The sequence below is a fragment of the Legionella cardiaca genome (assembly GCF_029026145.1).
Classification (GTDB): domain Bacteria; phylum Pseudomonadota; class Gammaproteobacteria; order Legionellales; family Legionellaceae; genus Tatlockia; species Tatlockia cardiaca.
The window spans coordinates 2,678,143-2,702,731 of record NZ_CP119078.1 but is presented as its reverse complement, the minus strand read 5'-3'; the positions used below and the strand labels follow the sequence as shown (position 1 = coordinate 2,702,731).

Below are 24,589 nucleotides of genomic sequence, written 5' to 3'. Positions count from 1 at the left end.
ATAAGTCGATTAGCAGGTAGCTTAAAAATGAGTATAGGTCCTTTTTGGTCTCAAGAACTGAACGGTTGGCTTCGTTTTGTAATAGAGGGTAATAAATTTGTTCCCCAAATAGCACTGGTGAGTGCTATTGACACCAAGCTAGAAGACTGGGTTGCATTAGAGAAACCAGAAGGAACGTGGACTGTCTATTATGTTGAGGGTGAAGAAGATAGTAACCCAACAACTTTTTCACTACAAAACGATACTCTTTATAAAACCACAGGGGATGTTGGTAAATACACGGGCTTAATCGCTCATAAAAAAACCGCCATCCAAGATTCCTGGTACCCACAGAATGTTAATCAATTTAATCCTTTCCCTGACTATAAGAAGTCATCCGTCATACCCACTCCTTTGGACAAGTTGCCATTACCACCTGAAATGCACCAAGCAAAAGGCGAAAAGTCAGATGTAAAGGAGACGACAACAGCTAAACATTCGGGAGGAGAGGGTGAACAAGCTACGGTGGATAAATCCACTACACAGAAGCAGGTTTCACCAGATAAATATGTAATAGGCCCTTTTTGGAGCAACGACCTTGATGGTTGGATTCAATTTGTCGGAGAAGAAAATAAACCTCCCGTAGCCCAAGTATCACTTCGTGATGGCGTTTCTAAAACTACGACAGCCTGGCATACGCTTGATGGCGAAGAAGGACCCTGGACAGTCTATTACGATGGCACCGACAAACCAGAAGCGACGACGTTTACTCTCAAAAATAATAATCTGTATCGTACAGAGGGACGTGAGAGTTTTGGTGTAATCTGGATAGATCAGTTAAATCTTGCTACTAAAAACTGGCAACGCCATCATCAAGAGAAGGAAAAATTCGATCCCTTCCCTGGCTATAAAAAATCTGATGCTATACCTGTACCCTATGCTGAACTGCCGTTAACACCAGAAAAACGTCAAGAATTAATAGAAAGAGAGAAGGCACAACGCCAAGAGTTAATCGAGAAAGAACAGGCAAAATGGCAGGAATTTCGCAAAACCAGTAACGCAGTGGAAAATCAGGTTGGAAAACAGGTTGGTGAGAAACAGCCTTTGTTTGCCTCAGAACTCGTCGAAGCGCTCAAACGACTTAACCCTGAGTATGAAAATTATGCTACTAGTGCCGAGCTGGATAAGGCAACCATACAGGATGATCTTAATAATGAATTACAACAAGTCTTGAATGAGCTCTGGGATTCTAGTCAAACAGGACGTGAATTTCTTAATCATCTTAAGGTGCTTGTAGAGAAACCAGTGGATGAGAATAAGCTTATTGCTGCGGCTTCCAAAACATTCTTTCAGCTAAATGACTCATTTCCAAAGGGACAAGAAGTAGTCACTCGTATTCTAGAGCAGGCAAAGAGAGATTATTTTTTAGCATTTGTCAAAGAGCTTGGTAATGCGGTCGCAAAAAAATTTGATATTGTTGATATCGATTTTGATAGCCTGACGTTGCCACGTGTAAAAATTCCTGAACAACAGCAAACTTCCCAATCCCGACAGGATACCCACGTGCTTGACGAGCTCACTGAAGAAGAACAGTTAGCATTAGCTCTGGAGGAATCGTTTAATGAGTGGGGTGAAGTGGGCTTTACGGCAGATGAGTTAACACAAGATGAATTGCTGGCTATGCATGCAAATCGTGGATCTACTACTTTTGATTCCTATGAGGAGGAATTTCTTGGGGAAGATGAGCCAATTGATAAGCAAGCACATGATGTTGCTGAAGATTCCAATCAAAAACTTTTAAAGGAAATTGTTGCCGCTGTAAATCAAGCACAAGAAAATTATGCAAATTGGTATAACAAAGGACAAAGAGACAATACTCGTGGTTCTAATGGCTTTTTTACCTGGGCGCGGCATTGGGCCTCTGGGCAGAAGAATGCTTCCGATCTAAGACAAGCGGTCAAGGACATTAATGAGTATGAAACTATTTCTGCTCTCAAGCTAGATCTTTGCGTTAATAGTGTAAATGAGTTTCTAACAAAGGAAAAAACGGGTTATCACGCCCATTCTTTTTCATCTTTCCTTCTTGACAAGTTAACAAAGATTGAAAATTCGCCATGGAGTAAATTAGAGCTGCATGGAAGACATTATAATAAAGCTGACGTGATTGAAATTGCTAAGGCGTACCAACCTGTTTCGGATGAAAACTCATCCCAGACCCAGTATAATTGATTATCCTTCTAACACGGATGTTACCCTCATGTATGAAGATTTAATTACCCCTTACCAAGCTACTGAGCTTCCCACGTTACAATTGGGAGGCATTTTAGTGAATGAGCATTTAATCCCTAATGCTCCTATTAATCTCGTTCTTAAGGCACTTAATCGCCATGGTCTAATTGCTGGTGCGACAGGAAGTGGTAAAACTAAAACCATGCAAGTTTTAAGTGAGCAATTATCTTTGGCTGGGGTGCCAAGTTTTGTTATGGATATTAAGGGCGATGTTTCTGGATTAGCGATGCCTGGGGAGGCGACTGAGGCATTAATAGCGCGTAGTCAGTCATTAAATTTAGATTATACTCCGCGAGCTTTTCCTGTAGAAATGCTTACCTTAAATGATGCTCGTGAAGGCGTTCCTCTGCGTTCAACCGTGAGTGATTTTGGTCCGCTTCTTTTTTCACGCATGCTGGATGTTAATGAAACTCAAGCAGGTGTTATTACGGTACTTTTTGAATACGCGAAAGCGAAAAATTTGCCTTTAATTGATTTGGCAGACATTAAAGCCTTATTACAGTTTGTACAAACTGATGCGGGAAAGAATGAAATTGAGAGACAATTTGGTGGTATTGCAACGGCTTCGGTGGGAACCATTGTTCGTAAAATTATTGAGCTTGAGGCACAAGGAGGCGGTCAGTTTTTTGGTGAACCTGCTTTTAATGTTATGGATTTAGTGCGCACCAATGCTGAAGGTATGGGGATTATCTCTATTCTGCGTCTTAACGATATGCAAGATAAGCCTAAGCTGTTTTCGACGTTTATGCTGAAACTGCTTTCCGATGTATATCGCTTAATGCCAGAATTAGGCGATCCCCTCAAACCGAAGTTAGTCTTTTTTATTGACGAGGCTCATCTCATTTTCAATAATGCCAGCAAAGCATTACTCGATTTGTTAGAAACAATGGTCAAGTTAATTCGCTCAAAAGGGATTGGTTTGATTTTTTGTACCCAGACACCCAATGATGTACCCGATGCAGTTTTAAGCCAATTAGGATTAAAAATACAACATGCCTTAAGAGCATTTACGGCTAAAGATAGAAAGGCGATGAAATTGGTTTCGCAGAATTTTCCACCATCAACTTATTATGATACGGAACAATTACTCACTGCTTTAGGGATTGGCGAAGCTCTGATTAGTGCTTTGGATGCCAAAGGGCAGCCGACTCCCTTAGTCCAGTGTTGGATGAGAGCGCCTGAATCCCGAATGGGCGTTTTAACTCAAGATGAATTAAATCGGGCGATAGCAACATCAACATTGCTCCCTAAATATGAGCATCGCATCGAACGAAATTCAGCGAAAGAAATTTTGGCCGCGGAGCTAGCTATGACAAAACAAAATAAGACTAGCGCTGCCTCTTCCCGTTCTAAAGAAGCAAAAGCTGATCCTTCTGTCGTAGAACAAATAAGTAAAAATACCTTATTTCGCCAAATAATAAGGCAAATTTTTCGCGATCTGACCCGAGCTATCTTAACGGCATTAGGTGTTAAGAAAAAACGTTAATGGCTTCAGGCGCGTTCCACGACCCGCGTCATCCTGAGGAGTTTACGACGAAGGATCCCCTGAATGTGGCATTATCTTTGGGTAAAATACCTATGCCATATTCAGGGGATCCTTCGCTTCGCTCTGGATGACGTGAGTCGTGAACGGTGCCAACAATCAACCACCTCTATTAGGTTAACGCACAAGCAATAATTTTAGCGTTGATGCTAAAACGTCGGCGATGTGTTTAACAGATTGACTATCACCCATCAGTGCTTGGTTATTCTCTACTTCAAATCCTAAATAATCATGTTCATTAAATTGCATGCGCAAGAAACTGGTAAAGCCATCAGTAATTCCGCGATAGGGATAATTCAGTCGAATACGCAAGTCTGGATGTTGTTGTTTAAGATGCAACTGCCATTGTTTCGCTAGCTGCCTCTCACCAAGGCGTCTGGGATCATAAAGCAAACCGATGTCTGCATTACGAATAAGATTATTCATAATAGGAGTGAAGCTATGAATGGATAAATGCCAGACTTGATATCCTTCCTTGATATATTTGCTGATGAGGTTGATTACCTTTTCACGAAAAGGAACATAATAGGCCTGGATAATGGCCTGCTTCACGGTGATTGATAAAGGAGAAGTAATTTCTGAAAAACAATCGGGATTTGTGAGGCGACGATTACAGTCAATTAATAATCTAGTTGCCTGTGCTTGCACAAAATCACAATTAAACACGGTGCTTAAGTGTTTAGCAACGGCTTGTGCCCCGAAATCAATTCCACGGTGAGTATGTAATAATTCCTCATGCCCTTGAAAATATTTTCTATAAACTGGCGGGACGGTGTTTACAGCATGTTCACAACTTAAAACAAGCACCCAAGGTTTCATGCTGGATTAAACATCTGGTTAGTCAATAAACAATGGGAAAGCTGTCGGTAAACATGGAGCAATGTAGATTGCTGAATATCATTACCGCAAGCACTTAAGAGACGTTCACTTAAACTCCCCTGACTTAAAATAAATTCCAATACCCGCTGCGTGTCACGATCAAGCTCGCTACTTACTCTTTCAAGCAGGGATGACCAAACATCGCGACTGGTCATTGTACGTCTGGGCAGCTGCCACTGTTTACATAATTCACTATCGTCAATGGGTACGGTGAAACCGCTCTTAACAACTTGATCATACACGCCCTTTAAGCGTTGAGTTTCACAAGGATTATCTAAGTAATAAGCAGAATTATTTTGCCAATATTTTAAGATAGCATGAATGGCCAAGGCGATAGCAATGTCTGCCTGGACACATTCTTGAGAATCAAGAATACGAATTTCAATGGCTTTGTATTCAAATTTGGGTATCGCTGCTCTGGAGTTGAGCCATTCATACTGCAAAATTCCCTGTGGATCGAAAGCGCTAATTGCTTGATACATTGGCGCCAAAATATCCTGGCGATATTGGGCTTCGCTGCGAATAAATTCGGGGATAATATCACCACTGATAAGCGGAATACTTTGCTGATTTTTCCCGTAATAATATAAACGAGAATCCTTCAGGCCTGTTTTTTTACCATCCAGAAAGGGCGTGCTAGCGGCTAAAGCCGGCAATAGTGGCAAAATTAAACGAATAGCATTGTGTAACTGGCTAAATTCCTCATCATTAGCAAAAGGCAAATTAACGTGCATACTCTGTAAATTTGCCCAGCCATGACCTTGGCAATTAAAAATAGTATCAAATTGCTGATAAATATCACGATTACCATGCGGCCAGCGTTTTGTTTCTTTAAGTGGATCCATCCACGGATGTGCCCCCGTTGGTAGCAACTGTAGGTCATGAGCATTCAGTATAGGCTGAAGTTGTTCTATGGCATGTTGAAATTGCTTGGCAATTGGGGCATTGGGTGGTTTGGGACCGTTATTTTTTAATTCAAGTACATGCATTACCAATTCATTACTGATAGCAATGTCTTCCAATACTATCTCATTTGCGAGTTGACCACCTAAGGCCTGTAGAATCAGATCACTTCGTGGTTGCACGTTTAAATGATGGCGATCCACCAGCATGTATTCAATTTCAATTCCAAGTACAGAAAAAATAGGGTAATTAGACATAGCCATGCTTCCTGCGAATACGTTGCAAAAATACACTCATGACATGTTGATAGAGGGATTCGCCTAGAATTTTATCTTCAATACCAAAGTCAATATTGGGATTATCATTGACTTCAATTACATAATGCTTATCACCTTGGCTTTTTATATCAACCCCATATAATCCATCACCAATCAAGCGAGTACATTTTAAGGCTGTTTTTATTATGGCTTCAGGAACATCGTGAAGAGGAATGGTTTCTGTTGCTCCTTCGCGTTTATCTTTTATGGCATCCCAATTGTAAATTTGCCAATGGTTTTTCGCCATATAGTAGCGACAGGCAAAAATTGGTTTGTTATCTAGAATGCCAATACGCCAATCGTATTCAGTTGGAATAAACGGTTGAATTAAAACTAAATCAGAAATTTTAAAAAATTGTGTCAGTGATTTTTGTAGTGCCTTACTGTCGTCAAGTTTAATAACACCGTGAGAGAAAGCACTATCAGGTCTTTTTAGCACACAAGGGAATTTAACATCAGGTATTTCTTTGTCAAACTTGCTAATAAAGATTGTTTCTGGAGTTAAGATTTGATGACTACGCATCAATTCAGCCAAGTATACCTTATTACTGCATTTGATAATTGATTGAGGGTCATCGATAACCACTAGATTTTCTTGTGCGGCACGTCTTGCCATGCGATAAGTATAATGATTCACAGAAGTTGTGGCTCGAATAAACAGGGCGTCATATTCAGCAAGTGATTTCGTGTCACATTTTTCAATGAAATCAACATTCAACCCCATTGCTTCCCCCGTATTTGCAAAGATATCCAATGCTTTCTTATTCGAGGGCGCATTAGGTTCGCCTGGATCAATTAAAATAGCCAGATCATGGAAGCGTTGTTTTTTACGCCATTGATGGAAGCGTTTTTTAGATAGGTAACTTTCGGCCGCTTGTTGCATGAATTCCCGATGATGCTCAGGAATTTCAGTTAGGGACAAAACGTGTAATGTTTTGATTCGCCATTGTTTTTTCTTTTCTAGAGTAAACCGCATTAAAGGTAAAGGAAATAAACCATGCAGTTTTTTGGCGAGGTTTGAGTGGCATTTCGCCATATTTTGTCCGAAATATAAGCTTAAAACAAATTCTTCCGCTTTAATATCATTCAGACTATGTTGAATTTCTTCATCGACATCCTGAGAAATAAATTTAGACAATTCTGCATTAAGTGCATCTTGAATGCTGTGTACCGATGGAATAGCTTTATGATCTCTGGCATGTGCAAGTAAGGATACATAATAGCCAATTGTTTGGTGATTATAAGATTGACAAAGGTTAATAACTCGGATGGATTTGCTCTGATAGTAATTTTCATTTGATAAGTACTCTGAGGCCTGGACAATGGCGGCAAGAGGACTTAAAAATTCCCAGCCAGAGGGATCATCCGTAACAATTAATGTTTCCATTCAGCGCTCTTTTGGTTGAATTATTATTAAATTGGCATCATAGGTTAAGACTCCAACCATGATGGCGTTAATTAAACGATTACTGCTTACCTTATAATAATTATCTTGAGAAATTGGGTTTTCTCGATGTGGGTCTGCAACAACGACTAGTCGTTTTTTATCATCATAGCCACATAACACAACAAAATGTCCGCAAGGGGTACCGCGAATATCATCATAAATTGCTTCGCTATTCACATAGCGCTCACGAGAGCTACGGTAAAGATAGGTGGCACTTAGTCCTGTTAAAATAGGAATCTTCTGTGAAAAATAGTCTTTGAGTAGTTGCACACTCAAAGTCCGGAAGCGTACTTCTCCCCCTAATTCAAGAAAATCCAGATAAGCTTGGCTTGCCTGCAGAATACCTTTGGTTTTTTTATGTTTCATTTGAGCATTTAATTTAATGCGCAGTAAATGTTGACAAGCCTTTCCTTGTTCGAAGTCAAACCAAGTTGGATCAAAGATATTTAGATTATTGATGTAAAGAATCACTTGAAACCCATTCAGTAAGGCATGCTTTCCTAGCATAGGAGCCAGTGTGCCGCCAGAAAGCGAGCGCTCTACATTTTTTATTACATCAGGAAGATCCAGATTCAACCCATAATAACGATAAATTGCATGTAAACTGGTAGGACCACAGGTTTCATCGTCTGGCTGGGTATGAATGGTCAAATCAATCATGGTTAGCTTAAGTTGAACAAAAGTAATTATCTGCTATGGGTTTAACGTTAGACCTCGAACAGAGATTTGTCAATCATCATTTTAGAGTATAAAATTAAAAAATTATTTGTTTTCAATAGGTTAATTAGACCAGTCAATATCAAAAAGTCGGCCGATAAAACTAAGAATGGGAACTAAAAGCCCAAAACCAAAAATAATGCTAATAATCGGTAAATAGTTGAAGTTTGTATGGCGTGGGGATTTCCTTTGCATTTGAGTTGCTTTTTGAGTGCCAAGAAGGTAGAGATGAATGAATAATCCATAGAAATAAAATGAATTTAAAAAGAGCTTGCTACTTAACGTTAACATTTTTTTGCTTGAAAGATAGTCCATAGGAAAATTAAGTAGAAATAAACTCATGAGCCATAATAGTTTGGCCTTATTGTTCCCCTCTTCACTAAAAATAATACTCCAAGTAAATGCCAGCGAAAAAATTAAGAGTGAAAAATAATAAAGCCAACCAAAAGGGCTTAGAAATAACATCATGGCTAAAGTTAAAGCAAAAGACTGTTTAACCATAACTGGGGTTTTAATAAGGGTTTTTAAGTACCACAAAAGAAAAACAATAAATAAAACGCCATAAAGTAAGTTAAGCCATAGATGACTTTGCATTTTATCGTTAGCGTCCATAAATACACGAAAGAGAAAGCCATAGAGCGATGCGTTCCAACTATCGCCATACCACATTACTTCAGCCATCATTGAAAAATAATCTTGATAAATAGCTTTACCGTAGAGCAATAAAGGAAAAATCGACAGCAACAACGTAATGAATAACGTGAATGCAAAAACTTTATAGCGTTTTTGATGCAGCGCGTAAAGAAATAATAATGCTGGGAAAAGTTTCATCGCGATGATTATTCCCCATAGTAATCCTGCCAAATAATCGTTTTTTCTAAGATAGAAATGATAGCCGAGCATAATACAGAAGAATAGTAATGCGCCGAGTTGTGTAATAGCTGTATCCATCATCGTGGCAAAAAAGGATAGATAGAGAAGATAAAGAGTAGCCCGATTTTTTTTTAAAAAATCCGGTGAAAAAACATGTTTGAACGTAAAATGAGCAGCAATTAATCCTAAAAATAAGGAAACCAGCCACCAAATTGTTAGGGCAGTGTTATAGTCAAATTGTACTAAGGGATTAAATAAAATTAATACAATTGGAGGATTTAAATTAGCTGCAAGTTTTTTAGCGACAGGTAAATAAGTGGCAAATAAAGTCTGATAAGGGTTATTCCCTATTGTTAGTGTTTGCGAGGCTGAGTAAAAGGAAGCGAAATCAATCCCTTGTTGAAAGGTCAAAATAAAATAAAATAACAGACTGTAGGTAAACAGCAGAAATAAAAAGGCAGCACGTTGCCAATAGCCCAAATTCATTATTAAATTCTTTATAAATCAGAATCTCATTTTATTTATAAATTAATCATGATTGCAAATTTATGATTATTAATTAATAGAGAGCAATGAATGTGCTTCAACTTTAACTTGATCATTTCTGGAGGTCGCGAGCCGCGGCACGTAGGCGACGAGAATAAATTGTCAACCCGTCCTAATCGTAATCGCAGACTATAACTTCAATTTGCGCGTCAGCACTACCTGTAGGCTTAATAGAAAGAAGACAGCTTATTTCCTCTCCAGTATTACTAAGTGTTAATAATAGACTACTGGATGTTTTCGATTCGGCATTTATACGCACTTTGTAATTATATGGGTTTGGCGTTTTTCCTAAAGCATTGCCAACACATCGCGACAAATCAGCATTGAGTTCTTTTTCTTGATCATAGCATTGTTTAAGCACTTTTTTTATGGAATCAATATAATCATTAGCCCGTGAATTAACAAAAGAATGGGCGAGTACATAGCTAAAAGGAGTAATAATCAATGTGACTGCCAAAATATGTCTTAAAATAAACATATTTTTTCCTTAATTATTGATGGCGTAAATATAGTTTAATCCATTCTGGTAATTTTGAATGCAAGACCGTCTGTAAGCGTATGTTATCCGCGAAAGCAAAGCGCTGATTTTTTTGTTCTAGATAACTTTTACAGAGAGTTCCAGAATAAAATTGGCTACCTCTTCAGGATTGTCGGAGTAATGAATAACCGCTTTAATTTCTATTGGTTTATTAACGCGTTGTCCTGTCGCTTTTGATTCCTCAATCATTGCTTTTACAAGTTCTCCTTGAGCACAAATAAAATAAACATCTGTTTCTGGGCGACGTAAAAATTGAGCCTGAAATGATTTAAAAGCAACAGATACCTTTAAATTAGCCTGTTCTGCATGATAAAAACTATGCATGCCACCTGCAAGGTCGGCACCTACTGCCAAGGCGCCAAAATACATCGAGTTAAGATGGTTTTTGCTGCGTCGACTTAAAGGAAGTTTTACGACAATTTCCTGCGCGTCAAGTTTAATTAATTTTGGTCTTAAATGGCCAATCAGAGGCACTTTAAAATGTCCAAAAGACCAGAGAAATAACTTAAAGCGCGTGAGAGTTTTCATGAGGCTTCCTTGTCAACTTGTAACCTTGAAATAATTTTTTTAACGCCACGGATTGCCGTTACTCTTTTTATAATGGCACTGATGGCTTTTTCTTTCTTAAGATTACCAGATAAAGTTACAGTTCCATTGCTGGTTGTGGCATTAATACCGACTAAGGGAATTGATTCATCATCAAAGACTTTTGCCTTTAATACAGCCGCCTCTACTTTAGCGGTAATGTAGGCATCTGTAAAAGCAGTATTCACTTGTTTAATGATTAATTCATCCGCATCGACTTCTTTAACTCCCTTCGTCATTTTGGCAAGTCGCAATGCATCGACAAAGGCTTGACGATCTTTTACATGACCTTTTAAAGTCACGGTTCCATCTTTAGTCGATACATAAATTTTTAGCGGATTCAGATTACGATTTTTAGTAAATTTAGCAGTAATTTTAGTGGTGATAACAGAGTCACTAAATTCTTGCTCAAAGTCTTTTAAATTACTCTCAGCGTGAGCACAGGCAACCGCTATTGTAAGAAAGATACTGATAAAAAAATTAAGTATTGCTTGCATGCTAAGTTTACGTTAAAAAAACATGGCAAGAGTATATCATTTTAATTTTGTGTACCAAGATTTTTGCCGATCAATTTACAGAATCTTGAAAATTGGAGAGTAGGATGCCCCATTTAACGCTGGAATATAGTTCCAATATCGGTGAAAAAAAATCACTAAGTGTTTTTTTCGCACAATGTCATGCTATTTTGGCGTCAGCTTTACCGACAAATTTGGCAAGTTGCAAAAGTCGTGCGATTTGTCACGATATTTACTACATTGGCAATGGTCATGTGGCCAATGCTTTTATTCATCTTGATATAAAAATAATGACAGGAAGAAGTGATAATGTGTTACAAAAAGCGAGTGAACAAATCTTTCAACTTCTAGATAGCTATTTCTCTGAGTCTAAGAAGAATCTTTCTCTCCAACTTTCAGTCGATCTTCACGAATTAGGTAAACATTATCTTAAAACATCAAATTCCATGATGACTTGAATTGTATAAGCTTTTTATTTTAGAAAGTTATCGATTAATTTCTTATCATACTTAAACTTTGTATGAGATAGGGAGGATCATTTCCCTTAATCACCAGAACGACAATATTTAAGGTAGAATTTAACTCAGGAATAATAAAAATCTGGTTCACTCGCCAATATTGAATACCAGATGTAACACCTTGCTCAATCAATATAGGCTGAGTAAAGGGTTGAGGATGTAAAACCAGTTTCTTATTCTTTACGTCCGTAATTTTGTCGCTAAAAAAAGTCTCTAGTGCTCCCCAGGCATTCAAGGTATAGCGCTTTCGCATAAGAGCAAAATCATTGGGAGTGGTTTTATAGCTAATAGCTAAAGTAGACAACAGGGTTTCTTGAGTCCACGACAAGACATTTAACTCCTTATCATCTGCATAATGAGTTGAGGGTAAGAAAAAACAGATGAAAAGAATAAAAGGGAGTAAGCGATCGTGCTTCATGACAGTTCCTTGTCTCTTATCACCTTATGATGGGTGATGTCCCTAAAGAATCGTTTGTTTAAAAAGTATAGCAGAGCTATAATTTGGTTTTTTTTGAATCAAATGGCCCATGCACTACATCAGTATTCGCGGCGCGAAAACGCACAATTTAAAAAATATTGACGTTGAGATTCCTCGTAATCAATTAACTGTGATTACCGGACTTTCAGGTTCTGGTAAATCCTCTTTAGCATTCGATACCTTGTATGCTGAAGGACAACGTCGTTATGTTGAGTCGTTATCGGCCTATGCACGTCAATTTTTATCGATGATGGAAAAACCTGAGGTGGATTCTATCGAGGGTTTATCTCCGGCAATATCCATTGAACAAAAAGCAACCTCGCATAATCCGCGCTCGACAGTAGGTACGATTACTGAAATTTATGATTATTTACGTCTTTTATTTGCTCGGGTTGGCGAACCTCGTTGCCCTAATCATGGTATAAGTCTCCATGCACAAACAATTAGTCAAATGGTCGATCAGGTTTTAGCCTTGCCTGAGGGTGCTAAAGCCATGATTCTTGCTCCTGTCATTCGCGAACGTAAAGGGGAGCATGTGCAACTGCTACAACAATTGCAGGCACAGGGCTATGTACGAGCGCGTATTGATGGTGAAATTTACGAATTGGATGAACCGCCGAAGCTAAGTTTACGACAAAAACATACGATTGAAGTGGTTATTGATCGCTTTAAAGTTCGCAAGGATTTAGCTCAGCGTCTGAGTGAGTCGTTTGAAAATGCTTTAAATCTCGCCGATGGGTTAGTAATTGTTTCTGCGGTAGATAATGATTTTAGCGAGCTTGTTTTTTCATCGAAGTTTGCCTGCTCTGAATGTGGCTATAGTTTAAGCGAATTAGAACCAAGACTCTTCTCTTTTAATAATCCGATGGGAGCTTGTCCTTCTTGTGATGGTTTAGGGGTTAATCAATTTTTTGATCCGGAGCGAGTTGTTCATGATGCAACAGCAAGTTTAGCCAATGGTGCTATTCGGGGTTGGGATAAAAAAACAACCTATTATTATCCCATGTTAGAGTCTTTAGCTCGTCATTTCAATTTTGATATAGAAACCCCATTTTGTGATTTACCAGATGCTATTCAGAAAATTATTCTCTATGGTAGCGATCAAGAAGTAATCGAGTTTCATTATCAGCGGCCGCATGGCGGCTTTATGTCAAAAAGACATAGTTTTGAAGGCGTTATTCCCAATATGCAACGACGCTACCGCGAATCGGATTCATCGATGGTGCGGGAAGAATTAGCAAAATACCTCTCGTCACGCCCTTGCGAAGCCTGTCAGGGTACAAGGCTTAGAGAAGAAGCGCGTCATGTTTTTGTCGCTGATAAAAATTTACCTGAGATTACTGCCTATCCCATCGAACAAGCGCATGATTTTTTTAAAAATTTACAATTAACCGGTTACCGGGGTGAAATAGCTGCCAAGATTAATAAGGAAATTGTTGAGCGTTTGGGCTTTTTAGTTAATGTGGGACTGGATTACTTATCGCTTACACGAAGCGCCGAAACCTTATCAGGAGGAGAGGCTCAACGTATTCGCTTGGCTAGTCAGATAGGTTCAGGTTTAGTGGGGGTCATGTATATTCTTGATGAGCCTTCAATAGGTTTACACCAACGAGATAATGATAGGCTGTTAAGAACTTTGTTGCATCTTCGTAATCTAGGCAATACTGTCATTGTGGTCGAACACGATGAAGATGCAATTCGCGCTGCTGATTTTGTGTTGGATATTGGTCCTGGTGCTGGCATTCATGGTGGGCAGATTGTGGCTCAAGGAGCGCCCAAGGAAATTATGGCAAATAAACAATCATTAACAGGTCAATACTTAGCCGGTATTCAATCGATTCCTGTGCCAGAAAATCGTTTTCCTGTAGATAAAGAGCGTTTACTTCATTTGATTGGAGTAAGGTGTAATAACCTACACAATGTTACGGTAAGTATTCCTTTAGGGTTGATTACCTGTGTTACCGGCGTTTCTGGTTCTGGGAAATCCAGTTTAATTAATGATACGCTTTATCCAATTGCGGCTAATAAATTAAACCGTGCAAGCCTTCTTACCCCTGGTGCTCTGCAGGAAATTAAGGGATTAGAACTTTGTGATAAAGTGATTGATATTGATCAAAGTCCAATTGGACGAACACCCCGTTCAAATCCTGCAACCTATACAGGTCTTTTTACCCCTATTCGCGAGTTATTTTCAGGTACACCCGAGGCAAGGGCACGTGGTTATCAACCCGGACGCTTTAGTTTTAATGTGCGAGGTGGACGTTGTGAAGCATGCCAAGGAGATGGTCTGATTAAAGTGGAAATGCATTTTCTTCCAGATATTTATGTAGCTTGTGATGTCTGTAAAGGAAAACGCTACAACAGAGAGACTTTAGAAATTCAATATAAGGGTAAAAATATTCACGAAATTCTAGATATGACTGTTGAAGATGCACGTGTTTTTTTCGATGCAATCCCTATTTTGGCGAGAAAATGCCAAACGTTAATAGACGTCGGACTTTCTTACATTCGCTTGGGGCAGAGTGCAACAACGCTATCTGGCGGTGAGGCGCAACGTATAAAACTAGCTCGAGAGTTATCTAAAAGAGATACAGGCAATACGCTTTATATTCTAGATGAACCAACAACAGGCCTCCATTTCCATGACACTAAACAGTTATTGAGTGTTTTATTCCGCTTACGTGATCAAGGGAACACGATTATTATCATTGAGCATAATCTTGATGTTATCAAAACAGCCGATTGGATCATTGATCTGGGTCCTGAAGGAGGTAGCAAGGGCGGGCAAATCATTGCAACGGGAACGCCGGAAGAGGTTGCACGTTGTCAGAACTCCTATACGGGGCAATTTTTAAAGCCGCTCCTTGCGAAATCATGATGCTAATACTATTTAGGAAGCTTGCGAAAACCAACTGCCAAACGATTCCAGCCATTTATGGTGACAATTGCCAGGGTTAAGTCAACCGCTTCTTTTTCAGAAAAATGTCTTATAACATCTTGGTATAGTTCATCGGGAGCATGCGTTTGAGAGAGTAGGGTAACAGCCTCTGTCCATGCCAATGCTGCCCGTTCTCGTTCGTCAAAAAAAGGTGTTTCTTGCCATACTGCGATGGCGTTGATACGTCTTTCCGTTTCCCCCGCTTTGAGAGCTTCCTGTGCATGCAGGTCAACACAATAAGCGCATCCATTAATCTGGGAGGCCCGAAGTTTCACAAGATTTAACAAGGTATTACCTAAACCTGAACTCTTAATAAACCGTTCAAGCCCCATCATGGCATTAACCGCATCCGGCGATGCTTTATAAAAATCGACACGAGTGCTAGACATAAAAGTCCCTTTAAAATAGCTGAGTCTATAATGTATCGCTTATTTTTTTAAATTCATAGCGATGGCTGGGTTATCTATTCTTTATAGGCAACATATCAATCATGTAGGAGATGTGGGCACATCTTGGTACGGCAAAGCAAATCAATCTTAGCTAACTAACATTCATGTTAATAAAAGGGTAATAATTATTAAGTATAATTGTATTAATTTAGTAGAAAATGGAAATTAAAATGGCTAATTTTACAGTTAAAAAACCACATCAATCTGGTCAAGGGTTACGAATTGCTGCACGTATCTTATTCCCTCCGATTTTACTTTGGGATCTTTTAAAGTTTGGAACGAATAAGTTAGCAGGACAATTATTAAGTAAGATGGTTCTTCCAGCTTCGCAATCTGACTTTATAACTACAAGTACATTTGATGGTGGTGGCTTAACGCATGAACATCACACAATTCAAACGCATGATGGTGCAAAGTTAGACACTCTTGAAATAACTCATGATTCACAAAAAGATCTAAAAAAAGAGCATCAAAAATACATTATCAATTTTGTTGGTAATGGGATGTCTTATCATCAAATTGTCGATGAAATGCAAGACGATGCCAGAGAATTAGGGGTTAATGTCATTGGTTTTGATTTGAGGGGAGTTAATCGCAGCACAGCAGAAGATGAGAGCATTGAATTCATTAATGAAGGTGAACCAAAACCGAAAAAAGTGGCACAGTCTAAGGATGAGTTAGTAACAGATGGTATTGCGCAAGTTCAACGTTTACTAGATGAAGGGGTTTCCCCAGAAAACATTACCTTAAAAGCGCATTCTCTTGGCGCAGGTATTGCCTCGTTAGTTGCCCTGCATTTTCATGAACAAGGTATACGAATTAATTTGTTCCATGGCCGCTCCTTCTCCTCAATAACTAATAATGTTGTAGGCTGGCTTCGTACGGGTCTAGAAACTGGTCATCTTGAGTCAACCGGCGGGAAGGTATTAGGGTGGATAGCCAAGCCTTTCATTAAATTAGCCCTTACCCTGGCAAATTGGGAAATTAATGCAGGTGATGCTTATAGAGCGATTCCAGAGGCCTATAAGGATTATATGCTGGTTAGAACTGCAAAAGCTGATAGAACTGAAAACGTGCCCGATGATCCTGTAATTCCCCATTACGCCTCTCTTCATGCATTCCTGAAGAGTGATCGTCAGGCTAAAAAGGCTGAACTGGACCGCCACATAGAAATTGCTGAAAAGCTTGGTGAACCTGTGGAGGTTTTGAAAGAAGAGCGTGAACATTTCAAGAATAGAAAAATGCATACCAGCTGGCAAAGCAATGGTCACGTTGAGCCTATGAACTATTTAGAAAATGGCAGAGGAACAAGTGGACTAAATTTCTTTAGGAATTTTGTTAAAAGAGCCGACATGGATCATGGTGTAACTGCAGAAAAAAACACTAAACATGGTGTAATGGAAGAAACAAACCCTATGGAAAAAAATGCTATTACTAAGTAAGTATATAGTCGCAAGGGTATAAATGGTTTTTGCCTCAAGCAAAAACCATTTATATTTGAACTTATAATGCCTTCATAAACGTCGTTAAATCGTCCTTTTCTTGCTGTGTGAGTTGCAATTGCAAAATTAAATTGAAGAATTCAACCGTATCAGCCAAAGTCAACAGGCGGCCATCATGAAGATAGGGAGGAGAGTCTTTAATTCCACGCAAGGGGAACGTTTTGATGGAACCATCACCGATAGCCTTCATGTTATTGATCATAACAGGATTAAAGAAGCGCTCTGTTTTTAGATTATGCATGGTGTTATCGGTATAGTAAGGAGGCGTATGGCAGGTGGAACATTTTGCCTTACCAAAAAATAGTGCCTCACCCCGTAACTCGGCCTCAGTTGCCTTTGCTGGATCTAAGTGGCCATCGATAGCTAATTTAGGTGCTGGCGGAAAATCCAATAACTCCTGGAATTCTGCCATAAAATGAACCTGGCTACCGCGTTCAAGAATATTCACCCCTTTTTTTGTAGCAATCACGGGATCTCCATCAAAATAGGCTGCACGTTGCTCAAATTCGGTAAAATCCTCGACATTTTTCAGCGCGCGTTGTGACCCAAATAAACGTTGAATATTAACGCCTCGTAAGCTTGGTGTATCAATACGATGGCGAATTTCCTGAGGTCTGATATCACCAACAAGATGGGTTGCTGCATTTGTATGACCATTTGCATGACAATCAAAACATGCAACACCGCGGCTTGGGGTTTTGGTACGTCGATCATCTGTCTGATTAAATTGTTGTTGTGGGAAAGGAGTGACCAGTAATCGTAAACCTTCCAATTGTTTTGGGTTAAGAATGCCATTAAAGAGTTCGAAATAATTGTTAATAGTTACCAATTTCCCTTGCGAAACATCGCCAAGATCAGGTCTGGTTGTTAAAAAAATTGGTGCAGGGAAAGGTGGAAGGAAGTGGTCCGGTAAATCAAAATCCAGGTCAAAGCGAGTTAAATCGCGATTTTCCTGCTTATTAATTTCATCAATGGCAAATTTTGGAAAAAGCATTCCCCCCTCCGGATGATTAGGATGAGGTAATGGTAAAAATCCTTGGGGATAGAGTCCTTTTTGTTTGATTTCGTCAGGTGACATCTTGCCTAACTCTTCCCAGGTTACACCATTTGGTAATTTAACACGCACGCCTTCTTGTACAGCTTTGCCGTTTGACATTTTAGTATCGGTAGAGGGTTTATTACTTAAGTCATAGCGTTGGTTTAATAAATCTTTTTGGCGATTATTAATAGCATCTTTTTCGCCCATCATTCGTTCCATAATAGTCTGAAATGTCTCTTTAATAACGACGGGCATATAGCTGGAGGGAGGTGGTGTTGTCGCTGATTTTGCTGCGGGTGATGCGTCGGTTGCATTTGCAAGTGAGGCAGCGCTGCAGGAAAAAACGGCGAGCCAGAGGGCTTTTTTAAGCATGATAAAGTCCATTTTTTAAAATGATAGTCACTGTCATCATAAAATAACTGCCGGGATCATTTCAATATACAAAAATGCTTGTTTCTCCATCATTTTTCCTGAAAATCAAGGCTTTTGCGTAGAACTTTGCGATACCCGCCGATAATTTAAATACTCTCTTCAGCCGCGTTCATTAGGGGTATTTTTGTTTTCTATCTAAAACTATTCTACTCTTATTCATAATGGCTAACTCAATGTCTTTCTTATAGTTTTTCCTGTGAGGAAAACATGAATAATTATAATAAACATTCATTCTTTTCAAAGAAAATTGTCATGATAGGGTTTGGCAGCGTGGGACAGGCTGTTCTACCTTTGCTATTTCGTCATATTAAACTTGAGCCATCACAAATAATCATTTTAACGAAAAACGATAATGGTGCGGAAATAGCGCAAGAATTTAATCTTAGTTTAAAGATTGCAACGATAAACAAAGAGAATTATGCCCATATAGTAGGTGATCTTCTCAATGAAGGGGATTTTTTATTAAATTTATCTGTTGATGTTGCAAGTGTGGACCTTATTAAATTGTGTCAGGAAAGGGGGGCTCTTTATCTGGATGCGAGTACAGAACCCTGGAAAGGTGGTTATACTGATAGTGCTTTGTCACCCTCATTGCGCTCAAACTATGCGTTGCGGGCAGAAGTTTTAAAACTTAAAACAAAAAAAAGTCCAACCGCGGTCATCACTCATGGTGCTAATCCTGGTTTGGTCTCTCATTTTGTTAAAAAAGCATTGTGGAATATGGCTGGTGATATGAAATTAAGTTTGCAGCCTCCTGAAAATGCCGTTGAATGGGCCGCACTTGCGAAATTACTTAACATTAGAGCGATTCATATTGCTGAACACGATACACAAGTAACAGAAAGAGTAAAATTGCCTGGGGAATTTGTAAATACTTGGTCAGTAGACGGTTTTATTGCTGAAGGAGGACAGCCTGCTGAGCTAAGTTGGGGGACTCATGAGCGTTATTGGCCCGATGATGCTCATCATCATAGCTTTGGTAGTCATAGTGCTATCTATTTAAATCGTCCAGGAGCAAGTACTAAAGTACGCTCATGGACGCCAGACTTAGGTTCATATCACGGTTATTTAATTACGCATGCAGAATCAATTTCTATCGGTCACTATTTAACTTTAAATGGGGAGGACCTTTATCGGCCTACGGTGCATTATGCCTATCTTCCTTGTCCCGATGCGACGCTTTCTTTGCATGAATTTCAGGGAAATGAATGGTATGAGCAGGAAAAAAAACGGCTTCTTTTTACTGAGATTTTAGATGGTAAAGACGAGCTTGGTGTCTTGCTAATGGGCAATAAAAAAGGAGCTTATTGGTACGGTTCGCAACTTTCAATTCATGAAGCTCGTAAAATGGCTCCGCATAACAATGCAACTAGTCTTCAAGTGGCGGCCGGTATTTTAGGGGGGATCCTTTGGGCTCTGCAAAATAGCGAAGCTAGTATTGTGGAGCCGGAAGAAATGGATTACCAAATGGTTTTAGGCGTCGCTTTGCCTTATTTAGGACAGGTTGTTGGTTGTTATACTGATTGGACTCCTCTTAAAAATAGAGAGCGATTGTTTAAAGAAAAATTAGATTTGGATGACCCTTGGCAATTTTTAAATATTCGCGTCTAGTTATGAAAGACTTAATTGTTTCTGGCTATAATTAAAAATGGATGGATTAGGGAGTGTGTTATGAAGAATAAAAATGTTGGAATCTCCACCTTGATAATTATTATCCTTGTGACCATTATAGGCTTTGTTTATTATCATCATGTCTCAACCCCAGTTACAAAAGCAATCGATTCTACCCCTGATATACCCGTCGAGGTTCCGGAACCTAATACAAATCCACAGCAATAATTGTCTGAAAATTTTTCACTGTTTAATTTAAATATTGAGTCTCCTGACGTACCGCGGCTTGTCTGCGGTTCTAAGCAGTTGGAGTGGTGTGCCAGTATCTTTCTAAACCACAACACGTAGGCATCTATCTCACCAGTAAACAGCAGCCTAATATTTTAAAGGCGCTATTTATATCTTTTTAATAAATCAAAGAAACTTAGCTTGAAAATTGCTAAGATTAGCTGCTTGTAGCCAATGATTTACTAAATATGAAATATAAGACGCTTTCTATTGCAGGGTTTGATGGTTCTGGAGGAGCTGGTATTCAAGCTGATCTGAAGACTTTCTCTGCGTTGGGTTGCTATGGAATGACTGTATTAACGGCGTTACCCATACAAAATACTTGTGGTGTTAAATCTTGCTATGAAATACCGGTAAAGGTTGTACAAGAGCAATTAGAAGTAATTTTTGCTGATATAAGGCCAGACAGTATTAAAATCGGTATGCTCTATAGTGCGGAGATTGTGGAACTGGTAGCTCATTTTTTAAGTCAATATGCTAAAGATATTCCTGTTGTTCTTGATCCTGTCATCATTGCGAAAAGCGGTGCGCCCTTACTTTTACCTGAGGCAATCAGTGTTTTAAAAGAAAAGCTAATGCCATTAATAAAAATTATCACGCCCAATTTGCCAGAAGCAGAAACTTTATTGGGTTCAAAAATCAGTACTGTCGCCGATATGCCAGTATTAGCAAATAAATTGTTAGCCTTAGGGAGCGAAAATGTTTTATTGAAAGGTGGTCATTTACAAAATGACCATTCAAATGATTATTTGCTTGAAGGCACAGGAAATTATCATTGGCTTGAAAGCCCGAGAATAAGCTCTAAAAATACCCATGGAACAGGGTGTACTTTATCGGCGGCCATCACGGCAGGTCTTGCTTTGGGGCTTCAATTAAAGGAGGCTTGCCAACTTGCCAAACGCTATGTGTTCCAGGCAATTGCAGCGGCAAAAAATGAAAAATTGGGTTTAGGCCATGGGCCTGTTCATCACTTTTATCATTTATGGCCAACGATAGATAAACTCGCTTAAAAAGTACTTGAATGATTTGCATTTTTCTCCAATTTAGGACTATAAATTAGAGGAAAACTAACAACAGGGAATAGAAAATGAGTACCTTTCTCATTACCATTTTAATCATCGCTGCACTGATCTTTTTCTGGTCAATCGGTATCTTCAATACTTTAATTGGAATGATTGAAGCTGTTAACAATAATAAGCGGCAGATTGATATTCAGTTAGATCGCCGTTTTAAAGTATTTGAGTCATTGATTGAGACGGTTAAAAAATACATGGATTATGAGCAAACTACGCTTAAGGATGTTGTTGCACTTCGTAACCAAGCACAAGCTGCAAAAGCCGCTGGTGATGAGAAGGCTCGTATTGCTGCAGAGAATGGAATTTCGCAGATTGCTTCTGGTTTAAATGTGGTTTTTGAACAATATCCTGATTTAAAGGCCAACACTAACGCGTTGCAATTACAAGAAGAAATAGTCAATACTGAAAACAAATTGTCCTATGCTAAACAAGCATACAATGATAGCGTTGAGCGTTATTATGCGAAGAAGAAATCTTTCTTTGAAGCCTTTATTGTTCGCTTATTTCCGGGTCAACTAGATAAAGCATTCGAATACTGGTCTTTACCCGAGGAACAGATCAAGGCACGTGAAGACTATACGGTTAAATTCTGAGTTCTATTATGGCCCTAAGCGATTATCATGCATCAGTTGGCAATTGGCGAGAACAATTGCAGCGGAATGAGCGAAAAACACGTATAGTCATTGGGATTTTTTTATGGCTATATTTTTGTGGTGGTTTATTAGCCGATACCGTTATCTTGGATTATTTAAACCCTCAGGCATCAATTGAGCAATGTTTCTTAGCACTTATCACGCTTAAGGTGGTGCCTTATGCAACACTTTTTATGGTTGGTATTGCTATCCTTTCACTACTCATTACCTACAGTCTGTATGACCGGATTATGCTATTGGGAACTGACTATCGTGAAATAACACCAGAAATGGCAAAAAATCTTGAAGAAAAGCAGCTCTATAATGTGATTGAGGAAATGAAAGTGGCGGCGGGTTTGAAGTATATGCCGAAAGTTTTTTTGATAGAAGCCAATTATATGAATGCTTTTGCTAGTGGATATAGCGAAAAGTCAGCAATGGTAGCGATTACCCGTGGTTTAATGGAGAAATTAAATCGCGCCGAATTGCAGGCGGTTATGTCTCATGAGCTAAGCCATATTCGCCATCATGATATTAAATTAACCCTTACTGTAGCCGTATTGAGTAATATTCTTCTAATTATGATTGATATCTTATTTTATTCCATGCTTTATAGACGTGATCGTCGTAATGATAACAATCGTTTGTTTATGGTTATTATGCTTTTGCGTTACCTTTTGCCTTTAATTACGGTTGTTCTAGCCCTTTTCCTAAGTCGGACTCGTGAATACATGGCCGATGCAGGTGCTGTTGAACTAATGCGAGATAATGAACCTATGGCGCGAGCGTTATTGAAGATTAGTGAAGACCATCAACAACATGCTGAGCAATATATGCAGGAATATGGCGAGACCCCCCATGAGCAAGTAAGACAGGCATCTTATTTATTCGATCCTTCAAGTATCGATCCCATCAAATCACTGCATAATGCATTTTCTACGCATCCTAGCCTGGATGAACGGTTACGTTCTTTAGGGTTTAAACGCAAAGGAAAATCTTAATTTATTGGATTCAAAAAAATTCTCCTATTACTTAGGCTGTAAAAGATTGGCTTCGCGTTCCGTAGGTGGGGCGGAGCTAAGTATCGTTCCGAATAACATCACTATAAAAATAGTGATGGATACGTAAAAGATAAGTTTGGCAATATAGACAAGCGTGGAGGGAGGCCTCCTAAAGGCAAAGATTGCAGCTACAGCGGCTATGATTAAAAAAATTAGACTCCATATTAACATTTATTTTTCCTTAAGCGTGATAACCATTTTCTTATCACAGTAAATGCAAATAGGTTATACTTATAACATTTACAATCACTGAGAATAGCTATGTCAATTTTTCAGCGGTTAAAAAAATTTTATAATGCTTCCTCAGAAAACAAAACACAGATTCGTGTGTTTCTTGGTTTTGTCATTGTTCCTGTTATAGGAATGACCCTGTTGTATATTTATGTAAATATTTTTTGGTTATAACTTCTTTGATTAGGCGACACGGGTGTTGCCACAGCGAAAAATGCTACTTATAACCATTTCTTATATTTAAAAAATTTATAAGGTAATAAGGCCGATAACAGCATCGCAAAAATTACTATCCAGTATCCCCATTTATAATCCAGTTCAGGCATCCATTTAAAATTCATCCCATAGATGCTTGCAATTAAAGTAGGTGGCAGAAAAATAACTGCAGCAACAGAAAAGATTTTAATAATGGCATTTTGTTCAATATTAATCATTCCTAAGGTTGCATCGAGAAGAAAATTGACTTTACTGGAGATAAAACTTGCATGATCACTTAAAGAATTAATATCTTTACTTTGTGTAGCTAGTCTTGCCTGGTCATCTGCGTCAAGTTGCGAACCAGCTGATTGACCAAAAAAAGTAATTAAACGACTGAAGGTCACGAGGCATTCTCGCGTATTGGTATTCAAATCCGCATGAATCCCTACATTTTGAATAAGTTGTTGGTAATTTGGTTTTTCCCCTGTTGGTGAATTTTGCTCCGAGTGAAAAATAATTTTTGATAATTTTTCAAGATTATGGGCAACTGTTTCAAGAATATCAGCGAGTCTATCCACCGTTGCTTCCAACAAGGAGATGAGTAAAACGGCAGGATTACCTTGCTCAAAATCAAATTGATGTAGTTGCTTAATAAATAATTTAAATGCTGAGGGTTCAATATAGCGAATAGTAATTAGTTTTTCTTTAGTAAGCACAAAACTGACTGCCTCGTGTTTAGGATCAGGTGAGTCAGATTGCGCTATCATATTCGCTGTCATAAAAAGGGCGCCTTTCTTTTTATAAAGGCGGCTGGAGAGTTCGATTTCAAGCATTTCTTCGCGTGTAGGAATATTTAATCCTAACTTATGCTCGAGCATTTTTTCTTCATCCTCTGTAGGACAAAGTAAATCTATCCAAATTGCCTGCTCTACCAAAGAAAGATTAGCTTCTGTAATTACATGAGCTTGTAAAGTCGCATGATCCAAGTAAGCGGTTATCATCCCC

At 38.8% G+C, this 24,589-nt stretch carries 23 protein-coding genes; 10 read left to right on the top strand and 13 right to left on the bottom strand.

The annotated features are described in order from the left end of the window. Positions 1–27: 27 nt before the first annotated feature. Together PXX05_RS11735 and PXX05_RS11730 are read left to right on the top strand one after the other, a co-directional pair. Positions 28–2,208, top strand: a complete 2,181-nt coding sequence (locus tag PXX05_RS11735; RefSeq protein ID WP_275088397.1) for a hypothetical protein — start codon at positions 28–30, stop codon at positions 2,206–2,208. 28 nt (positions 2,209–2,236) lie between these two features. Then, a complete protein-coding gene (locus PXX05_RS11730) occupies positions 2,237–3,754 on the top strand; it encodes a helicase HerA-like domain-containing protein (protein WP_275090507.1) in 1,518 nt (505 codons plus the stop codon). A 174-nt stretch (positions 3,755–3,928) separates the two neighbouring features. Here PXX05_RS11730 and PXX05_RS11725 read toward each other — a convergent pair whose 3' ends face one another. From PXX05_RS11725 to PXX05_RS11690, 8 genes are all read right to left on the bottom strand, one after another. Beyond that, on the bottom strand, positions 3,929–4,630 hold the full coding sequence (locus PXX05_RS11725; RefSeq protein WP_275088395.1) for an N-formylglutamate amidohydrolase: 702 nt from the start codon (positions 4,628–4,630) through the stop codon (positions 3,929–3,931). Further along, complete coding sequence (locus PXX05_RS11720) at positions 4,627–5,850, bottom strand: glutamate-cysteine ligase family protein (protein WP_275088394.1); 1,224 nt, start codon at positions 5,848–5,850, stop codon at positions 4,627–4,629. Before PXX05_RS11720 ends, PXX05_RS11725 begins: the two co-directional genes overlap by 4 nt. Continuing rightward, entirely contained in the window at positions 5,843–7,297 is a 1,455-nt protein-coding gene (locus PXX05_RS11715) for a RimK family protein (RefSeq protein ID WP_275088393.1), read from the bottom strand. The genes PXX05_RS11720 and PXX05_RS11715 overlap by 8 nt, the downstream gene beginning before the upstream one ends. Next, complete coding sequence (locus PXX05_RS11710; RefSeq protein WP_275088392.1) at positions 7,298–8,017, bottom strand: C39 family peptidase; 720 nt, start codon at positions 8,015–8,017, stop codon at positions 7,298–7,300. It abuts the gene before it with no gap. A gap of 120 nt (positions 8,018–8,137) precedes the next feature. Continuing rightward, positions 8,138–9,433: a glycosyltransferase family 87 protein gene (locus PXX05_RS11705; protein ID WP_275088391.1), complete on the bottom strand. Its 1,296-nt coding sequence runs from the start codon at positions 9,431–9,433 to the stop codon at positions 8,138–8,140. A 172-nt stretch (positions 9,434–9,605) separates the two neighbouring features. Continuing rightward, on the bottom strand, positions 9,606–9,971 hold the full coding sequence (locus PXX05_RS11700) for a hypothetical protein (protein WP_275088390.1): 366 nt from the start codon (positions 9,969–9,971) through the stop codon (positions 9,606–9,608). Positions 9,972–10,088: 117 nt separating this feature from the next. Continuing rightward, on the bottom strand, positions 10,089–10,559 hold the full coding sequence (locus tag PXX05_RS11695) for a PaaI family thioesterase (protein ID WP_275088389.1): 471 nt from the start codon (positions 10,557–10,559) through the stop codon (positions 10,089–10,091). After that, positions 10,556–11,113, bottom strand: a complete 558-nt coding sequence (locus tag PXX05_RS11690; protein WP_275088388.1) for a BON domain-containing protein — start codon at positions 11,111–11,113, stop codon at positions 10,556–10,558. Before PXX05_RS11690 ends, PXX05_RS11695 begins: the two co-directional genes overlap by 4 nt. Before the next feature lie 104 nt (positions 11,114–11,217). On the opposite strand from PXX05_RS11690, the gene PXX05_RS11685 reads away from it, so the two are divergent. Continuing rightward, positions 11,218–11,589, top strand: coding sequence for a 5-carboxymethyl-2-hydroxymuconate Delta-isomerase (locus tag PXX05_RS11685; protein ID WP_275088387.1), 372 nt, complete (start codon positions 11,218–11,220; stop codon positions 11,587–11,589). A 34-nt stretch (positions 11,590–11,623) separates the two neighbouring features. Here the strand turns inward: PXX05_RS11685 and PXX05_RS11680 are convergent, their stop codons facing one another. Further along, the gene (locus PXX05_RS11680) at positions 11,624–12,067 is read right to left on the bottom strand and encodes a hypothetical protein (protein WP_275088386.1); all 444 of its coding nucleotides are present in this window, start codon (positions 12,065–12,067) and stop codon (positions 11,624–11,626) included. A gap of 109 nt (positions 12,068–12,176) precedes the next feature. Between PXX05_RS11680 and uvrA the strand changes: the two genes are divergently transcribed. Next, on the top strand, positions 12,177–15,005 hold the full coding sequence (gene uvrA / locus PXX05_RS11675; RefSeq protein ID WP_275088385.1) for an excinuclease ABC subunit UvrA: 2,829 nt from the start codon (positions 12,177–12,179) through the stop codon (positions 15,003–15,005). Between the two features lie 8 nt (positions 15,006–15,013). Here the strand turns inward: uvrA and PXX05_RS11670 are convergent, their stop codons facing one another. Continuing rightward, positions 15,014–15,454 carry a carboxymuconolactone decarboxylase family protein gene (locus PXX05_RS11670; RefSeq protein ID WP_275088384.1) on the bottom strand — a complete coding sequence of 147 codons (441 nt, stop codon included), beginning with the start codon at positions 15,452–15,454 and terminating at the stop codon, positions 15,014–15,016. A gap of 230 nt (positions 15,455–15,684) precedes the next feature. Between PXX05_RS11670 and PXX05_RS11665 the strand changes: the two genes are divergently transcribed. Next, positions 15,685–16,956, top strand: a complete 1,272-nt coding sequence (locus PXX05_RS11665) for an alpha/beta hydrolase family protein (RefSeq protein WP_275088383.1) — start codon at positions 15,685–15,687, stop codon at positions 16,954–16,956. Positions 16,957–17,017: 61 nt separating this feature from the next. Here PXX05_RS11665 and PXX05_RS11660 read toward each other — a convergent pair whose 3' ends face one another. Then, a complete protein-coding gene (locus tag PXX05_RS11660) occupies positions 17,018–18,427 on the bottom strand; it encodes a cytochrome B6 (RefSeq protein WP_275088382.1) in 1,410 nt (469 codons plus the stop codon). A gap of 267 nt (positions 18,428–18,694) precedes the next feature. Here PXX05_RS11660 and PXX05_RS11655 point away from each other — a divergent pair, with 267 nt between their 5' ends. From PXX05_RS11655 to htpX, 5 genes are all read left to right on the top strand, one after another. Beyond that, a complete protein-coding gene (locus PXX05_RS11655) occupies positions 18,695–20,098 on the top strand; it encodes a homospermidine synthase (protein ID WP_275088381.1) in 1,404 nt (467 codons plus the stop codon). Between the two features lie 60 nt (positions 20,099–20,158). Beyond that, positions 20,159–20,326, top strand: a complete 168-nt coding sequence (locus PXX05_RS11650) for a hypothetical protein (RefSeq protein ID WP_275088380.1) — start codon at positions 20,159–20,161, stop codon at positions 20,324–20,326. 248 nt (positions 20,327–20,574) lie between these two features. Further along, positions 20,575–21,396: a bifunctional hydroxymethylpyrimidine kinase/phosphomethylpyrimidine kinase gene (gene thiD / locus PXX05_RS11645; protein ID WP_275088379.1), complete on the top strand. Its 822-nt coding sequence runs from the start codon at positions 20,575–20,577 to the stop codon at positions 21,394–21,396. A 77-nt stretch (positions 21,397–21,473) separates the two neighbouring features. Continuing rightward, on the top strand, positions 21,474–22,055 hold the full coding sequence (locus PXX05_RS11640; protein WP_275088378.1) for a LemA family protein: 582 nt from the start codon (positions 21,474–21,476) through the stop codon (positions 22,053–22,055). An 8-nt stretch (positions 22,056–22,063) separates the two neighbouring features. After that, on the top strand, positions 22,064–23,095 hold the full coding sequence (gene htpX, locus PXX05_RS11635) for a zinc metalloprotease HtpX (RefSeq protein ID WP_275088377.1): 1,032 nt from the start codon (positions 22,064–22,066) through the stop codon (positions 23,093–23,095). A gap of 27 nt (positions 23,096–23,122) precedes the next feature. Here htpX and PXX05_RS11630 read toward each other — a convergent pair whose 3' ends face one another. Next, positions 23,123–23,326 (bottom strand): DUF1328 family protein, encoded by a 204-nt coding sequence (locus PXX05_RS11630; RefSeq protein WP_275088376.1) that lies wholly within the window; start codon positions 23,324–23,326, stop codon positions 23,123–23,125. 281 nt (positions 23,327–23,607) lie between these two features. Next, the gene (gene corA / locus PXX05_RS11625) at positions 23,608–24,585 is read right to left on the bottom strand and encodes a magnesium/cobalt transporter CorA (protein ID WP_275088375.1); all 978 of its coding nucleotides are present in this window, start codon (positions 24,583–24,585) and stop codon (positions 23,608–23,610) included. Positions 24,586–24,589: the final 4 nt, after the last annotated feature.